Source organism: Mycolicibacterium anyangense, assembly GCF_010731855.1.
Taxonomy (GTDB): Bacteria; Actinomycetota; Actinomycetes; order Mycobacteriales; family Mycobacteriaceae; genus Mycobacterium; species Mycobacterium anyangense.
This window is the reverse complement of the sequence record NZ_AP022620.1, coordinates 179,763-194,564: the sequence shown is the minus strand read 5'-3', so window position 1 is coordinate 194,564 and position 14,802 is coordinate 179,763. Positions and strand designations below refer to the sequence as shown.

Here is a 14,802-nt window from a genome sequence, read left to right as displayed (position 1 = left end):
AATGGAACTCAAAGACAACTCGGCGGAAGCGGAATTCCGCAGTCAGATCCGGGCCTGGCTGACCGAGACGTTGCCGACACTCGGCGGCCCAGAACCGCACCGGCTCGAGGACAAGCGCGAGTACTGGGGACGCTGGCAGCGTCTGTTGTACGACGCCGGCTACGCCGGTCTGTCCTGGCCCTCCGAATTCGGCGGGGGCGGGGCGGACGCCAAGATCAAGGCGGTCTTCACCGAGGAGATGGACCGCGCCGGTGCCCCGGAGCGGCTGAACATCATCGGTGAGGACTTCGGCGGCCCGACGATCATCGCTTTCGGGACACCGGAGCAACAGCAGCGTTACCTACGGCCGATCCTTACCGGCGAACACATCTGGTGCCAGCTCTTCTCCGAACCGGAGTCCGGGTCCGACCTTGCGTCGTTGCGCACGACCGCAGTGAAGGTCGACGGCGGCTGGACGATCACCGGTCAGAAGATCTGGACGAGTCGCGCCCAACTGGCGGCCCACGCCATCCTGTTGGCCCGCACCGGCGGAGGACCACGACACCGCGGAATCACCTACTTTCTGCTCGACATGGCAGCACCGGGAGTGCGGGTCCGCCCGCTGGAACACATGCTGGGCGAAGCAGAGTTCAACGAGGTCTTCCTCGACGATGTCTTCGTCCCGGACGACGACGTCCTCGGTGCGGTGGACGATGGCTGGCGGGTCGCCATGGGAACACTGGCATTTGAGCGCGTGGCGATCGCGACGGGCCGGGTCAACACCACCGGCGCAGTCAACGACCTGGTCAGCTCAATTGCCGGGCTTGCCGGTGACGACGGCCGACCGCTGGGCGCCGACCCGCTCATCCGGCAGCGCATCGCCGACCTCTATGGCCGCGCACTGACCCATTATTCGATCAGTCAACGGGTGATCAGCGGCGCAGCCAGTGGTCAACCGCCCGGGCCGGTGACGTCGATCGGCAAGCTGTTCTTCTGCCCTCTGGTGGAGGACATCGCCGACTTCGGCCTGTCCCTGTCCCCGGTGGATGGCCAGTTCACACTGGCGGAGAAGGATCCGGTCGGCCGCGACGCCGAAGGCGAACGCTGGCTGCGGCTGGCCAACCAAGCCCGGGGTACCGCGATCGCCGGCGGTTCGACGTTCATCCAGCGCAACATCGTCGCCGAGCGCATCCTCGGAATGCCGAAAGAGTGACGGCGATGAGCAGCTACATCTGGTTTCCCACGACCGATTATGTTGACAACGCCAATGTTTCGCGGCTAGCGCACAAGCACGGCCTGCGGGACATCACCGAGCTGCGGGAGCGTTCGGTAGCCGACCCGGCATGGTACTGGAACGCCGTGCTGGACGATCTCGGCATCACCTTCCCGACCCCGCACACCAAAGTCCTCGACATCACCCGCGGTATCGAGCACCCGGACTGGTTCGTCGGAGCCGAGCTCAACATCGTCGATCTCTGTCTGCGTCGCTGGCGGGACGCCGGCGCCGACCGGGTGGCCGTGCGCCACGAGGCCGAGGATGGATCGCGGCGCAACCTGACCTTCGGCGAGTTGGCCGACAGCGTGGCCAGCGCGGCGGCCGGCCTCCGGCGGCTGGGTATCGGTCGCGGCGACGCCGTAGGGCTCTATGTCCCGATGATTCCGGAGGCGGTGGTGGCGGTCTATGCGGTTGCCGCGATCGGGGCGGTGCTGGTCCCACTGTTCTCCGGCTTCGCGGCAGCGGCAATCGGCGCCCGGCTCCGCGACGCGGACGTCAAGGCCGTGGTAGCCGCCGACGGAACCGTCCGGCGCGGCCGCACCGTTGCGATGCTTCCACAACTGACGGCCGCGCTGGCCGATTGCCCGACCGTCGAACACCTCGTGGTCGTCGACAATGTTGGCGCAGCAACCGATGTCGAATCGACGGTGACCGTGACTCAGTGGTCTGATCTGACTGCCGATCCGGCCGACCTGCTCACCGAGCGTGTCCCCGCGATGCATCCACTGATGCTGGGCTACACCTCGGGAACCACCGGACGTCCGAAGGGCGCGGTGCACACCCATGCCGGTTTCCTGGTCAAGACCGCAAGCGAAATCGCCTACTCCTTCGACATGACCAGTGCCAGTGCCTTCTGCTGGATCACCGACATGGGCTGGATCATGGGACCCCTGTCGATCGTCGGCACCCATGCCAACGGCGCCACCCTGGTGCTTTACGAAGGCTCCCCGGACGTTCCCGACAACTATCGGCTGTGGGATCTTGTTGAGCGACATGGTATCTCGATGCTCGGCGTCTCGCCGACACTGATCCGGACGCTCAAAGGGTCCGACGTAGCTCGAATACACGACCGCGACCTATCCTCGGTCCACGTCCTCGGGTCGACCGGCGAGCCCTGGGATCCGGACTCCTACGACTGGCTGGCCCGAGACGTCTTCGACGGTCGGGTACCGGTGATCAACTTCTCCGGCGGCACCGAGGTAGGCGGCTCATTCCTGGCTCCCTACCCGGTCGAGCCCATCCACAGTTGCTCACTCGGCGGCCCATCTCTGGGAATGGACGTCGACGTCGTCGACCAGGACGGCCGCTCGGTACGAGGACAGGTCGGAGAGCTGGTATGCCGCCACCCGTGGCCGTCGATGACCCGGGGGGTCTGGAAGGACGACCAGCGCTACCTGGACGCCTACTGGTCCCGCTTCCCCGGCGTGTGGACGCACGGGGACTTCGCCATGGTCGACGAGGACGGCCAGTGGTTCATCCTCGGCCGTTCTGACGATGTCATGAACGTCGCAGGCAAGCGGCTCGCGCCGGCCGAGGTCGAGGCCGCCCTGGCCACTCATCCCGCGGTGAGCGAGGCCGCCGCCGTCGGCGTGCCAGATTCGGTCAAAGGCGAAGCAGTGTGGGCATTCTGGGTGGCGCGCAATCCAACGGAGGTCGACGAAACGGCAGTATCGCGGGAGCTCAAGGACATCGTCGGCCAGAACCTCGGCAAGCCGTTCGCGCCGTCGAGGGTCTGGCGAGTCGACGCGCTGCCCAAGACCCGGTCGGCCAAGATATTGCGGCGCGCGATCCGCGCGGCAGCGCTGGGGACCGATCCGGGGGATCTGTCGGGTGCCGAAAACCCGGAGACCGTCGACCACATTCGGCAGACGGTCGGCCGTCAGTCCTCGACCGTGATGGAGTCGCGTTGATCGACTTCCAGGGCCGCCGACGCATAGGAGTGCACGTGCCGGCGCATCCGTCGGCCGGCGGCTGCCGCGTCGCGCTCACGGATCGCTCGGGTGATCGACCTGTGCGCCCGAGTCGTGACGTCGCGAACCGACTCGTCGATGAACGAGGCGTTCTCCGTACCGGCGTAGATCGCCTGCGAGAGACCGGTCATGAAGCCGATCAACAGTTCGTTGTGACTCGCGACGGCAACACCGACGTGCCAGTCGAGGTTGGCCTGCAAAAAGCGTGCGAGATCGGCATTCGCATCGGCGATGGCGTCGTTCGCACGCTCCAGGCGCTCCAGATCCTCGTTCGTCCGCTTGGTGGCGGCGAGTTCGGCGCAGAAAGGCTCAAGCGCCTCTCTGGTTTCCATGAGGTCGGCCAGTTTTATCTGTCTACCCCGTATCAGCATGCTCACGGTGTTGGCCATCGAGGCCGTGCTCGGGCGTTGAACGAAGGCACCACCGGCCCGACCTGCCTTGACCCGCACGAGGTTCTGGACTTCCAGGATCCGCAGTGCCTCCCGGACCGTCGCCCGGCTCATCTGGGTTTGCTTGACCAGCTCGCGCTCGGCCGGCAGGGCAGCGCCTTCTGGCAGTTCTCCGCTGAGGATGCGCTCACGGAGTTCACGGGCCAGCACGTCCGGCGCCTTGGGAACATCGACGGGTCCGAGCGTGATCGCCGACCGCATCGGGCTCTCACCGTCCATCACGCCTCCTCTATCGATCCAATGGTCAGACCTTAGCACCTGACATCGCCCACAACCTGCGGAGACATCAATGCACTGGGAACTATCCGACGAGCAGAATCTGTACGTCGAATCGCTGCGCGACTGGCTCGACGGTACCGCAACCTCGGAGCAGGTCCGGTCCTGGTCCGGCGCCGACGACCAGCACAGCTTTGACGAGGCGCTGGCCGAAGCGGGCTGGGCCGGCGTCGGATTCGACGAATCACGCGGCGGCCAGGGCGGCGGCTTGCTGGAACTGGTGTTGACTGCTCGCGAATTAGGCCGTTCTGCAGCGCCTTCCGCACGATGGCTGGCGCGGGCCTTGGCCGACGTGACGCTCGGCGCGGAGCCGGACATCGCCCGAGCAGCCGCCTCGGGCGATGAGTTGAGTGTGCTGGCGATCCGCTGCGACCGAATACCGGCAACCGGTTCCTCGGTGCGGTGGCACAACGGCACGGTCACAGGTGAAATCCCTTGTGTCCTAGCCGCTGATGGCGCCAGGCGATTCATCGTACCGACCGATACCGATGGCCAACAGCTGGTCGTCGTCGATCGCGACGCGCCAGGCGTGGACGTCCGTCCCCGGGCATTGCTGGACCGGACCCGCGCCGCCGCCGACATCCTGTTCCACGAGGCACCGGCACGGACCCTCGAGGTCGGCGGCAGCGCTGACACGTGGTCGCGGGTGGCCACCCGAGCAGCCGTACTGGTGGCCGCCGACACGCTTGGAGCTGCTGAGCGCATGCTCGACATGACGGTTCAATACGCCAAGCAGCGCAAGCAATTCGGTCGGCCGATCGCCGCGTTCCAGGCGGTGAAGCACGCCGCGGCCCAGATGCTGGTGGCCGTTGAATCGTCTTATTCCGTAACGCTTTTCGCGGGTGCTTCTCTCGATGAGCACCTACCCGAGAGCGCGCTGCACGCGGCGGCGGCCAAGGCCCAAGTGACGCAGCAGTGCGCGGAATTGGCCGATTCGGCCCTCACCGTTCACGGCGCGATCGGATACACCTGGGAGTACGACCTGCAGCTGTTCTACAAGAGGTCGAAACTCGATCGCATTCTGTTCGGCGCCCCGGAAGCCTGGAACGAACGCATTGCCAGCCTGCTGCCACTGGAACCGGCCCTGGCCTGACCTGCCCCCGGTCTTCCATTTTGGTCTGTCCATTACTATGATTAGCATCAAGATCCCCTACCTGGAGTGTCACCGTGGACTTCGAACTCACCGACGATCAGCAGACCATCCGTTCAGCCGTGGCCGAACTGGCTGGAAAGTTCGATGACCACTACTGGATGACCAAGGACCACAGCCACGAGTTCCCGCAGGAGTTCTACGACGCATTCGCCGACGGCGGCTGGCTGGGCATCACGACACCCGAGGAGTACGGCGGACACGGCTACGGCATCACCGAGGCGTGCCTGCTTCTCGAAGAGGTCGCCGCGTCCGGCGCCGGGATGAACGGCGCGAGCTCGATCCACATGTCGATCTTCGGCATGCACCCGGTGATCCTGCACGGCTCCGAAGAACTCAAGGCTCGCACCCTGCCCCGCATCGTCAACGGCGATCTGCACGTCTGCTTCGGCGTCACCGAGCCGGGCGCCGGCCTGGACACCACCCGGATCACCACCTTCGCCAAACGCGACGGTGACCGCTACATCGTCAACGGACGCAAGGTCTGGATCTCCAAGGCGATGGAGTCGGAGAAGATCCTCCTGCTGACGCGCACAACCAAATTCGAAGACTCCCCCCGCAAGACCGACGGCCTGACGTTGTTCCTCACCGATCTGGACCGCACCAAGGTCGACGTCAGGCCGATCCCCAAGATGGGGCGCAATGCGGTGAGTTCCAATGAACTGTTCATCGACGGGCTCGAGATTCCGGTCGAGGACCGTGTCGGCGAAGAGGGCGAGGGATTCAAATACATCCTCGACGGCCTGAACCCGGAACGCTGCCTGATCGCCGCCGAAGCGCTCGGAATCGGCCGGGCCGCTCTGCGCGCGGCCGTCCGCTACGGCAACGAACGGGAGGTGTTCGGCAGGCCGATCGGGATGAACCAGGGCATCCAGTTCCCGTTGGCCGACTCGCTGGCCAAGCTCGATGCCGCGGAGTTGATGCTGCGCAAGGCAACCTGGCTCTACGACCAGGGCAAACCCTGTGGACGCGAGGCGAATACGGCCAAATATCTGTGCGCGGAAGCCGGATTCGACGCCGCCGACCGCGCACTGCAGACGCATGGCGGGATGGGTTACTCCGAGGAGTACCACGTCGCGCGCTACTTCCGCGAGGCCCGACTGACCCGCATCGCCCCGATCAGCCAAGAGATGATCCTGAACTACCTGGGCTCGCATGTCCTGGGCATGCCCAGGAGCTACTGATGACAACTCCGGAACGACTGGCGGCCGCATTTCGGTTGGACGGCCGCTCGGCGCTGGTGACCGGGGCGGGCGGCGGCCTCGGCGCGGCCGTCGCGCAGGCATTCGCCGCGGCCGGGGCCGCTGTCCTGGTCACTGATGTCGACCAGGACGCCGCTGCCGCCGTCGCTACCACGATCACTGCATCAGGTGGCCGGGCCGAGTCCTTCGGCTTCGACGTCCGCGATGCCTCGGCGGCAACGGAGGCCACCGGCCGGGCCGCCGCACTGGTGGGCGGGACGTTGCACGTGCTGGTCAACAATGCAGGCGCGATCGCCCCGGCGATGCTCGCCGACCAGACCGAGGAAACGTTCCGCCGGATCGTGGATATCCACCTCGTCGGCAGCTTCCTGTGCAGTCACGCCGCGCAACAAGTGCTCGCCGGCGACGGCACCGGGCGGATCATCAATGTCACCTCGGCTGCCGGATTGACCGGAACCATCGGGCAGGTCAACTACGGCGCCGCCAAGGCCGGGATCGTCGGGCTGACCAAGTCGTTGGCACGCGAGTTGGCCCGCGATTCGGTGACAGTCAACGCGGTGGCACCACTGGCGGCCACCGCGATGACCGAGAACATCCGCTCGAATGAGAAACTCGCCGCCAAGACGTTGGCCCGTATTCCTCTGGGCCGCTGGGCAACTCCGGAGGAGATCGCTCCCAGTTTCGTGTTCCTGGCATCCGATGCGGCCTCCTACATCACCGGCCAAGTGTTGCCGGTCGACGGTGGAACGGTGATCTGAGATGGCCATCGACGTCGAAGGACCCTTCACCCGCTACGGCCGGCCGGTCTTCATCGCCGAGGCGGTGCGCACCCCAATCGGTCGATCTCATCCCGAACGCGGCTGGTTCCGCGACGTACATCCCAACACGATGCTGGCCGCGTGCTATACCGACCTGATAGCCCGCAGCGGGATCGACCCGGCCGTCGTGGACGATCTGATCATCGGCTGCACGGCGCCGTTTGGCGAGCAATCCCGCAATATCGGGCGCAACGCCTGGCTACAGGCCGGCTACCCGCCCGAGGTACCCGCCACAGTGCTGGACCGGAGATGCGGTTCCGCCCAGACCGCCATCGAGATGGCCGCCGCCCTCATCGCGTCCGGTACCCACGACATCGTGATCGCCGGCGGCGTGGAACACATGGGTCACGTCCCGATCGACTCACCGGGCAAGATCAGCGAGCTCTACGGCGATCCCTGGCCATCGGAACTGCGGGAGCTCTACGCCTTCGTCCACCAGGGCGAAAGCGCCGAACTGATCGCCGAGCGCTGGGGCATCGGGCGCGGCGAGATAGACGAATTTGCTGTCCGGTCACACCAATTGGCTACCGAAGCGATCAACGAGGGTCGGTTCGCTGCCGAGATGGTCACCATGACGCTGGACGGAGAGTTGCGCTCCAGCGACCAGTGTGTTCGTCCCGGCACCACAGTCGACACGCTTGCCGGGTTGAAGCCGGCGTTTCGCCCGGACAGTGGACGGATCACCGCCGGGAGTTCCTCGCCGATCTCGGACGGCGCCGCGGCCGTGCTGTTGTGTTCGGCCGAGGCCGCGCAACGGCACGGGCTGGTGACCCGAGCCCGCATCATCGACCAGACCACCGTCGGGGTCGATCCGATCATCATGCTGACCGGGCCCATACCAGCGACCCGAAAACTGCTGGACCGCAACGGTTTGACCGTAGACGACATAGATCTGTTCGAGGTCAACGAGGCGTTCTCCTCGGTGGTGCTGGCGTGGCAGCGGGAACTGAAAGCGGACCCCGACCGGGTCAACGTCAACGGCGGAGCGATCGCGCTCGGTCATGCTGTCGGGGCCACCGGTGCCCGGTTGGTCGCCACCCTGGTCGCCGAACTCGAACGGCGCGAAGCAGATCTGGGTCTGGTCACCATGTGCTGTGGCGGTGGACTCGGTACCGGAACGCTGCTGCAGCGGGTAGCCACTTGATCGCGTTCGCCGAGTTCCTCTCGCGCGGCGACGGGGTTTGGTGGGGCCAGGCAGCTGCCGAGCCCCGGCCATTGGTGGACGCGCTCATCGCCCAGAACGATCTCATCGGGCCGATCCGTACGTTCACCGGATTGTCGTGGAACGACCAACTCGCCGTCACGATGCCGGCGAGGGTGTCGATGGTCTCCTACGGCGGACTCGGAGAACTGCGCGAACTGAGTCGCACCGGCCGCCTCGATGTGGTGCCCTGTCACTACTCGGCGCTGCCCCGGATGTTCGCCGAACACCACCTTCCGCGCGATGTCGGCTTGGTTCAGGTGTCGGCCCCCGATCGAGACGGGCGGTGTTCGTTGGGCATCGGCGTCGACTACGTCGCGGACGCGGTGCCGCACACGCCGGTGCTCATCGCCGAGATCAACGAGCAGATGCCGGCCACCATCGGCTCGGACCGAATACCGTTGGAACGCTTCGCCGCCACCATCACCACGAATCGCCCGCTGCCCGAGGATCCGTCGCGCGAACCCGACGATGTCGACCGCCGGATCGCCGCCCACATCGCCGAGCTGGTCGAGGATGGTGACACCGTTCAGCTCGGCGTCGGATCGCTGGGCTCCGCGGTCCTGGACTCCCTTGCCGGGCATCAGGATCTGGGCTTTCACACCGGAATGATCACCGACGGCCTGATGCGCCTGGTGACCGAGGGAGTGGTCACCGGAAGACGCAAGGAGCTCGATGCCGGGCTCGTCGTCGTGGGCACCGCGCTTGGGTCGGCACAGCTTTACGCCGGCATCTCCGAACTGCCAGTGCGATTCCTGCCGACCAGCTACACCCATTCCCCCCAGGTGCTCTCACAACTCGCCTCACTGGTCTCGATCAACTTCGCCGTCGAAGTCGACCTCTCGGGACAGGTTGGTGCGGAGGTCAGCCGCGGGGTGTACGTCGGCGCGGTCGGTGGCCAGGTGGACTTCACCCGAGCCGCGGCGCTGACCGGTAGGCGTTCGATCATCGCGATGCGCTCGACTTTCCGCGGCTGTTCCACGATCAAGCCGCGCCTCGACGGCGGCATCGTCACGACGGCACGCGCCGATGTGGACGCCATCGTGACCGAACACGGAGCAGCCCACCTTCGCGGGTGCAGCATCGCCGAAAGAACGCGACGGCTCATCGGCGTCGCGGCACCGGAATTCCGAGACGAGCTGGACAAGGAGGTCAGTCAGATATGAGTTCGAAACTCCCCGGCAGAGCCCATATCCGGGAAGTGGGTCCACGGGACGGCTTCCAGAACGAACCGGAGGTGATCAGTACCGCCGACAAGATCAGGCTGATCAACCAGTTGGGGCAGACAGGCCTGGACCGGATCGAAGTCGCCAGTTTCGTGCGGCCCGACGTCATCCCCCAACTGTCGGATGCCGTCGAGGTTCTCAACGGAATAGACATCCCCGAACATGTCTCGCTGACCGTCCTGGTACCCAACAGCCGCGGGCTGGACAATGCGCTGCGGGTGCGGGAGCGGTTTCATGAGGTCGCCCTGTTCGTCAGTGCATCCGAAACCCATAACAAGCGCAACGTCAACCGGTTCATCGACGAGTCGATGGCCGACAACGTGATTCTGGCCAAGCGTATCGACGCCGAAGACCTCAAGCCCACCGCCGTGATCGCCACCGCTTTCGGTTGCCCGTTCGAAGGCAAGGTCCCCATGGAGCGCACCCTGGAGATCGCCGAACAGTTCGCGGCCGCCGGCTGCCGGGAGATCGGCTTCGGCGATACCACCGGAATGGCGCACCCTGCCTACGTATTCGACATCTTCTCCGCGGCCATCGAGCGGCTGCCCGGTATCGAAGTGACCGCCCACTTCCACAACACCCGCGGCCAGGGTCTGGCCAATGCCTATGCGGCGCTGCAGGCCGGCTGCACCAGCTTCGAATCGAGCTTCGGGGAACTGGGGGGCTGCCCGGTGCCCGCGGGTTCAACCGGAAACATCGCGACCGAAGACCTGATCAACATGTTTCACGAGATGGGCGTCGACACCGGGGTCAACCTTGCTGCGGTGATCGGCGCCGCCCGCGCCGCCCAACAGGTCCTGGGCCGAAAGCTCACCAGCCATTGCATCGTGGCCGGTCCGGTGGACTGGAGCCCCGACCCCGACGGCCCCTCCTGCCATTGACCCAACCGATATCTGAAAGGCAAAGACAACCATGACTTCTCGAGTCGCTTTCGTCACCGGCGGCGCCCAGGGCATCGGCGGCGGCATCTCCGAGACACTTGGCGCGCACGGCTTCAAGGTCGCCATCGCCGATCTCAATCTTGACGCAGCCAAGGAAACCGCTGCCCGTATCATCGCCGCCGGTGGCCAGGCACTCGCGGTACCGATCAACGTCACCGACACCGCCTCGGTCCGCGAAGCGGTGACGGAGGTCGCCGCCGGCTTCGGCGACATCGACGTAATCGTCAACAACGCCGGATGGGACGACTTCATGCCGTTCCTCAAGACCACCGAGGACTTCTGGGACAAGATCCTGGACATCAATTTCAAAGGTGCGCTGCGGGTGTGCCACACGGTGGTGCCCGGCATGGTGGAGCGCGGCTTCGGTCGGGTGATCAACATCGGCTCAGATGCGGGGCGGGTCGGCTCATCGCTGGAGGCGGTGTACTCCGGCGCCAAGGGCGGGATCATCGCCTTCACCAAGACGCTCGCGCGCGAGGTCGCCACCAAGGGTGTCACTGCCAACACCGTCTGCCCCGGTCCCACCGACACACCTGCCCTGCGCAAGTTCGCCGACAGCTCCGGTGAAGACGCCGACAAGGTCATCGGCGGCATGGCCCGATCGGTGCCGATGAAGCGGCTGGGCACACCCACCGACGTCGCCGCGGCCGTCGCCTTTTTCGCCTCTGACGCCGCCGAGTACATCACCGGCCAGACACTGTCGGTCAGCGGCGGATTGACCATGGCATGAGCGTCCAGAACCCCGCGGTGTCCTGGACGACGGACGGTCCGGTGCTGCACATCATGCTCAACCGGCCGCCCGCCAATGCTCTAGGACCGGTGATCGTCGACGGCCTGCACTCGGCGCTGGACGAAGCGGACGCCTCGGCACCCAAGGTCCTCATTCTGTCCTCGGAGCTGCCCGGTCTCTTTGCCGCCGGAGCCGATATCAAGCACATGACGACAGTGGACGCAGCATCGTTTCGCGCCTATGGAGACACCCTGCGATCAGGTCTGGACCGACTCGCCGCGCACCCCGCGCTGTCCATCGCCGCGATCGAGGGACTCGCGCTGGGCGGCGGTCTGGAGCTTGCGATGGCCTGCACGCTTCGGGTGGCGGGTGCGGAAGCAAAACTCGGCCTGCCCGAGGTCAAACTCGGACTGATCCCCGGCGCCGGCGGCACCCAGCGACTCCCCCGGCTGGTGGGTCGCGGTGCAGCACTGGACATCATGCTGACCGGCCGTCAGGTCGAGGGCACCGAAGCGCTCCGGATCGGACTCGTCGACCGGTTGGTGCCCGCGGGCGCAGCCCTGAGTGCCGCCCGCGACCTGGCCGGCGAATTGTGCGCCGCATCGGCACCAGCGCAGCAAGCGGTGGTCCGCACCGTCGACGCGGCCTTCGACCTGCCGCTGGCAGCCGGCCTCCGGTACGAGGTCGAGCAGATCCAAGCCCTGTTTGAACTCGGCGAGGCCGCAGAAGGTTTGCGCGCATTCGTCGACAAGCGGCCGCCCAACTTCGCCTGACAACAGGAGCACTCACGATGACTGCATCCACCCACCAGACCCTCGTCGTTTCGCAACCCGCGGACGGTGTCGTTCTGGTGACGCTGAATCGTCCCAGTCGCTTCAACGCCATGACCGTCGCCATGTTCGACGAGCTCGAACGCGTGGCACGAGATCTGAACAGTGACGGCGCCGTTCGGGTGGTCATCCTCACCGGGGCGGGTGACGCCTTCTGCGCCGGATACGACCTCGACGACGCCGAGGGCCTGCCCGAGCTGTCCCCACTGGGCATGTTGGAACGTCAGGATCGCGCCGCGCGCGCACTGACCGCAATACGGGCTCTGCCGGTTCCCGTCATCGCCGCGGTCAACGGCGCCGCCGCTGGGGGTGGGCTAGCCCTGAGCCTGATGGCCGACATCCGGTTGGGATCACCGAAGGCGAGATTCAACGCGGCCTTCGTCAAGATCGGGCTCTCCGCCGGGGATCTCGGTGTGTCGTGGTTGTTGCCTCGGCTGATCGGGCCGGCTCAAGCCGCCGAGATCTGCTTCAGCGGCCGGATGGTCCACGCTGAGGAGGCAGAACGGCTGGGGCTGCTCAACTTCGTCACCGGTGGCGATGACTTGATCGACCGTGCACTGGCCATGGCCGACCAGATCTGCGCCAACTCTCCCGGCGGCATCACACTGTCCAAACGCGCACTGCAGTCAAACCTCGAGATCGGTTCGTTCGCCGCAGCGCTGGAACTGGAGAGCCGCGGGCAAGCCCTGTTGACCCGGTGTGCGGACATGCCCGAGGCGTTGGCAGCCTTCCGGGACAAGCGCGCTCCGCAGTTCACGGGGCGCTGATGTCGGCCTGGAACCGGGTCGCCATGCGGACCATGGCCGACGTCTGCGCCGAACTCGGCCAGGCCAAAACGCTCACCATCGCCGAGCCACGACCCGGAATCGCCGTCATGTCCGTCAACCGCCCAGAACGCGGTAACTCCCAGACCGTGGAGATGTTCGGCGAAATCGCCTGGTATGCAAACACTTTGCGAAAGGCGCCGCTGCGTGCCCTGATTGTCACCGGTGCAGGAGGGTCAACCTTCTGCACCGGTTTCGACCTGAACGAGGTCCAGGCCATCGCGACGATGACCATCCCCGAGTTCAACGAGTTGGTCGACACCGCGTCAGCCGGGACATCGGGTCTACGCTCGCTGCCCTATCCGGTCATCGCCGCGGTCAGTGGACCTGCCGCCGGCGGCGGTCTATCTCTGGCGCTGTCTGCCGACATCCGACTAGCCACTCCCGCAGCGAGTTTCAGCGCCGGCTTCGTGCGGATCGGACTGTCGATCGGCGAGCTGGGCGCTTCCTGGCACCTGGCGCGACTCATCGGTCCGGCCCGAGCTGCGGAGATCTCCTTCACCGGGCGCACTGTCAAGGCCGTCGAGGCGGTGAAGCTGGGGCTGGCCAACCGGATCGTGCCGGTCGAGGGCGAAGAGATCGTCTCGGCGGCCATCGAACTGGCCGAGCACATCAGCACCAACGGCGCCGAGGGCATCCGCGCCACCAAGAACTCGCTGATCCGCAATGCCGAGATCGACTCGTTCGCTCGGGCACTCGAACTCGAGAATCGCAGCCAAGCGGTCGTCCGGACCACCCTCTAGATCGGAGCTCACATGAGCACTGAAACGACACTGCCGTCGCCCAAGGATCTCACCGAGTGCGGCGCGCTCATCATCGGCGGCACGGCCGGTATCGGACTGGCCACCGCCCGTGCCCTCGCCAAGGCCGGGGTGCCCCGGATCGTCATCGTCGGCCGCACTGTGGAGCGCGGTGAAGCTGCCGCCGCTGCACTGCGCGAACTGGGCGCCGAGGCACATTTCCTGGCCGGCAGCCCGCTGGATCCGGCGGCGGCCGCAGATCTGACAGCCCAGGCCGAGCGGCTGCTGGGCGCCATCGACATCATGATGTGCACCACCGCCGCCGACGGCATCGCACCGGAGCTGTTCAAAGACATCCCGGCAACCGAGATCAGCCGCATACTCACCGAAATGGCCACTCCTGCCATGCATATGGCCAGTGCGGTCCTGCCCGGCATGCGCGCCCGCAAGGGCGGCGTCATCGTCAACGTCGCCTCCGACGCCGCGAAGACCCCCACCCCCGGCGAGGCGATGATCGGCGCCGCCAAAGCCGCGATCGTCATGTTCACCCGCACCATCGCCATCGAGGAGAAGCGCCACGGCATCCGGGCCAACGCATTGACACCGTCGCTGGTCTACGGCACCGCCTCCACCGAGCGGATCACGACCGGCGAGGGGTTCAGCGCGAAGCTCTTCGCCAGCGCCGCCAAGCAGGCCACCCTCGGTGTGCCCGACGCCGACGACATCGCCGCCCTGGCGGTGTTCGTGTGCAGTCCTGCGGCCGGGAAGCTGACCGGGCAAGCGATCAGCGTCAACGGCGGCATCTCGGCGGCCTGACCGCCACAGACACGAAGGGTTGGAAACCATGAAGTTCACCGACGTCATCGACATCCTGGACCGCTCGGTCGGTGGCCCGGACGCCGACGTGTCCTCTCACGGTCCGTTTTGGCGTGGTGTCACCCGAGACCGCTTCGTCGCGATGAAGGTGGGCGGCCGCAAGCTGGTGACCCTCGGCGACGGCGCCGAATCCAATCTGGTGAAGTCGCTGCGGGGCGTCGCACCGTTCGGGTCCGACCTCGAACCGGCGCCGGACGGGGCCAGCATCATGCGGATGCCCGCCTACCTAGACCCGATCTCTGACGAGGACATCGATCGCGTCGTCGCATGGATCGACGCGGGCTGCCCGGAGTAGCGGGGCAATACCCCCCGAA

The 14,802-nt window shown here is 66.1% G+C and carries 15 protein-coding genes; 14 read left to right on the top strand and 1 reads right to left on the bottom strand.

Going from position 1 to position 14,802, the window contains the following annotated elements:
- The first annotated feature begins 1 nt into the window (after window position 1).
- Window positions 2–1,192: an acyl-CoA dehydrogenase family protein gene (locus G6N35_RS00855; RefSeq protein ID WP_163802384.1), complete on the top strand. Its 1,191-nt coding sequence runs from the start codon at window positions 2–4 to the stop codon at window positions 1,190–1,192.
- 5 nt (window positions 1,193–1,197) lie between these two features.
- Window positions 1,198–3,165, top strand: coding sequence for an AMP-binding protein (locus G6N35_RS00850; RefSeq protein WP_163802382.1), 1,968 nt, complete (start codon window positions 1,198–1,200; stop codon window positions 3,163–3,165).
- Here the strand turns inward: G6N35_RS00850 and G6N35_RS00845 are convergent.
- Window positions 3,135–3,875: a FadR/GntR family transcriptional regulator gene (locus G6N35_RS00845; protein ID WP_246224157.1), complete on the bottom strand. Its 741-nt coding sequence runs from the start codon at window positions 3,873–3,875 to the stop codon at window positions 3,135–3,137. The genes G6N35_RS00850 and G6N35_RS00845 overlap by 31 nt on opposite strands.
- Before the next feature lie 88 nt (window positions 3,876–3,963).
- Between G6N35_RS00845 and G6N35_RS00840 the strand changes: the two genes are divergently transcribed.
- The 12 genes from G6N35_RS00840 (at window position 3,964) to G6N35_RS00785 (ending at window position 14,783) form a co-directional block, all read left to right on the top strand.
- Complete coding sequence (locus G6N35_RS00840; protein WP_163802378.1) at window positions 3,964–5,043, top strand: acyl-CoA dehydrogenase family protein; 1,080 nt, start codon at window positions 3,964–3,966, stop codon at window positions 5,041–5,043.
- Window positions 5,044–5,117: 74 nt separating this feature from the next.
- On the top strand, window positions 5,118–6,284 hold the full coding sequence (locus G6N35_RS00835; RefSeq protein WP_163802376.1) for an acyl-CoA dehydrogenase family protein: 1,167 nt from the start codon (window positions 5,118–5,120) through the stop codon (window positions 6,282–6,284).
- Complete coding sequence (locus G6N35_RS00830) at window positions 6,284–7,060, top strand: SDR family NAD(P)-dependent oxidoreductase (protein WP_163802375.1); 777 nt, start codon at window positions 6,284–6,286, stop codon at window positions 7,058–7,060. The genes G6N35_RS00835 and G6N35_RS00830 overlap by 1 nt, the downstream gene beginning before the upstream one ends.
- Window position 7,061: 1 nt before the next feature.
- Entirely contained in the window at window positions 7,062–8,264 is a 1,203-nt protein-coding gene (locus G6N35_RS00825; RefSeq protein ID WP_163802374.1) for a thiolase family protein, read from the top strand.
- Window positions 8,261–9,487, top strand: coding sequence for an acetyl-CoA hydrolase/transferase family protein (locus tag G6N35_RS00820; RefSeq protein WP_163802373.1), 1,227 nt, complete (start codon window positions 8,261–8,263; stop codon window positions 9,485–9,487). Before G6N35_RS00825 ends, G6N35_RS00820 begins: the two co-directional genes overlap by 4 nt.
- Window positions 9,484–10,428, top strand: a complete 945-nt coding sequence (locus tag G6N35_RS00815) for a hydroxymethylglutaryl-CoA lyase (protein ID WP_163802372.1) — start codon at window positions 9,484–9,486, stop codon at window positions 10,426–10,428. Before G6N35_RS00820 ends, G6N35_RS00815 begins: the two co-directional genes overlap by 4 nt.
- A gap of 31 nt (window positions 10,429–10,459) precedes the next feature.
- Complete coding sequence (locus tag G6N35_RS00810; protein ID WP_163802371.1) at window positions 10,460–11,218, top strand: SDR family NAD(P)-dependent oxidoreductase; 759 nt, start codon at window positions 10,460–10,462, stop codon at window positions 11,216–11,218.
- Window positions 11,215–11,991 (top strand): enoyl-CoA hydratase/isomerase family protein, encoded by a 777-nt coding sequence (locus tag G6N35_RS00805; RefSeq protein WP_163802370.1) that lies wholly within the window; start codon window positions 11,215–11,217, stop codon window positions 11,989–11,991. The genes G6N35_RS00810 and G6N35_RS00805 overlap by 4 nt, the downstream gene beginning before the upstream one ends.
- Before the next feature lie 17 nt (window positions 11,992–12,008).
- Window positions 12,009–12,815 carry an enoyl-CoA hydratase/isomerase family protein gene (locus G6N35_RS00800; protein WP_163802369.1) on the top strand — a complete coding sequence of 269 codons (807 nt, stop codon included), beginning with the start codon at window positions 12,009–12,011 and terminating at the stop codon, window positions 12,813–12,815.
- Complete coding sequence (locus G6N35_RS00795) at window positions 12,815–13,615, top strand: enoyl-CoA hydratase/isomerase family protein (protein ID WP_246224156.1); 801 nt, start codon at window positions 12,815–12,817, stop codon at window positions 13,613–13,615. Before G6N35_RS00800 ends, G6N35_RS00795 begins: the two co-directional genes overlap by 1 nt.
- A 12-nt stretch (window positions 13,616–13,627) precedes the next feature.
- Window positions 13,628–14,428, top strand: coding sequence for an SDR family NAD(P)-dependent oxidoreductase (locus G6N35_RS00790; RefSeq protein ID WP_163802368.1), 801 nt, complete (start codon window positions 13,628–13,630; stop codon window positions 14,426–14,428).
- Window positions 14,429–14,456: 28 nt separating this feature from the next.
- Complete coding sequence (locus G6N35_RS00785; protein WP_163802367.1) at window positions 14,457–14,783, top strand: cytochrome c; 327 nt, start codon at window positions 14,457–14,459, stop codon at window positions 14,781–14,783.
- Window positions 14,784–14,802: the final 19 nt, after the last annotated feature.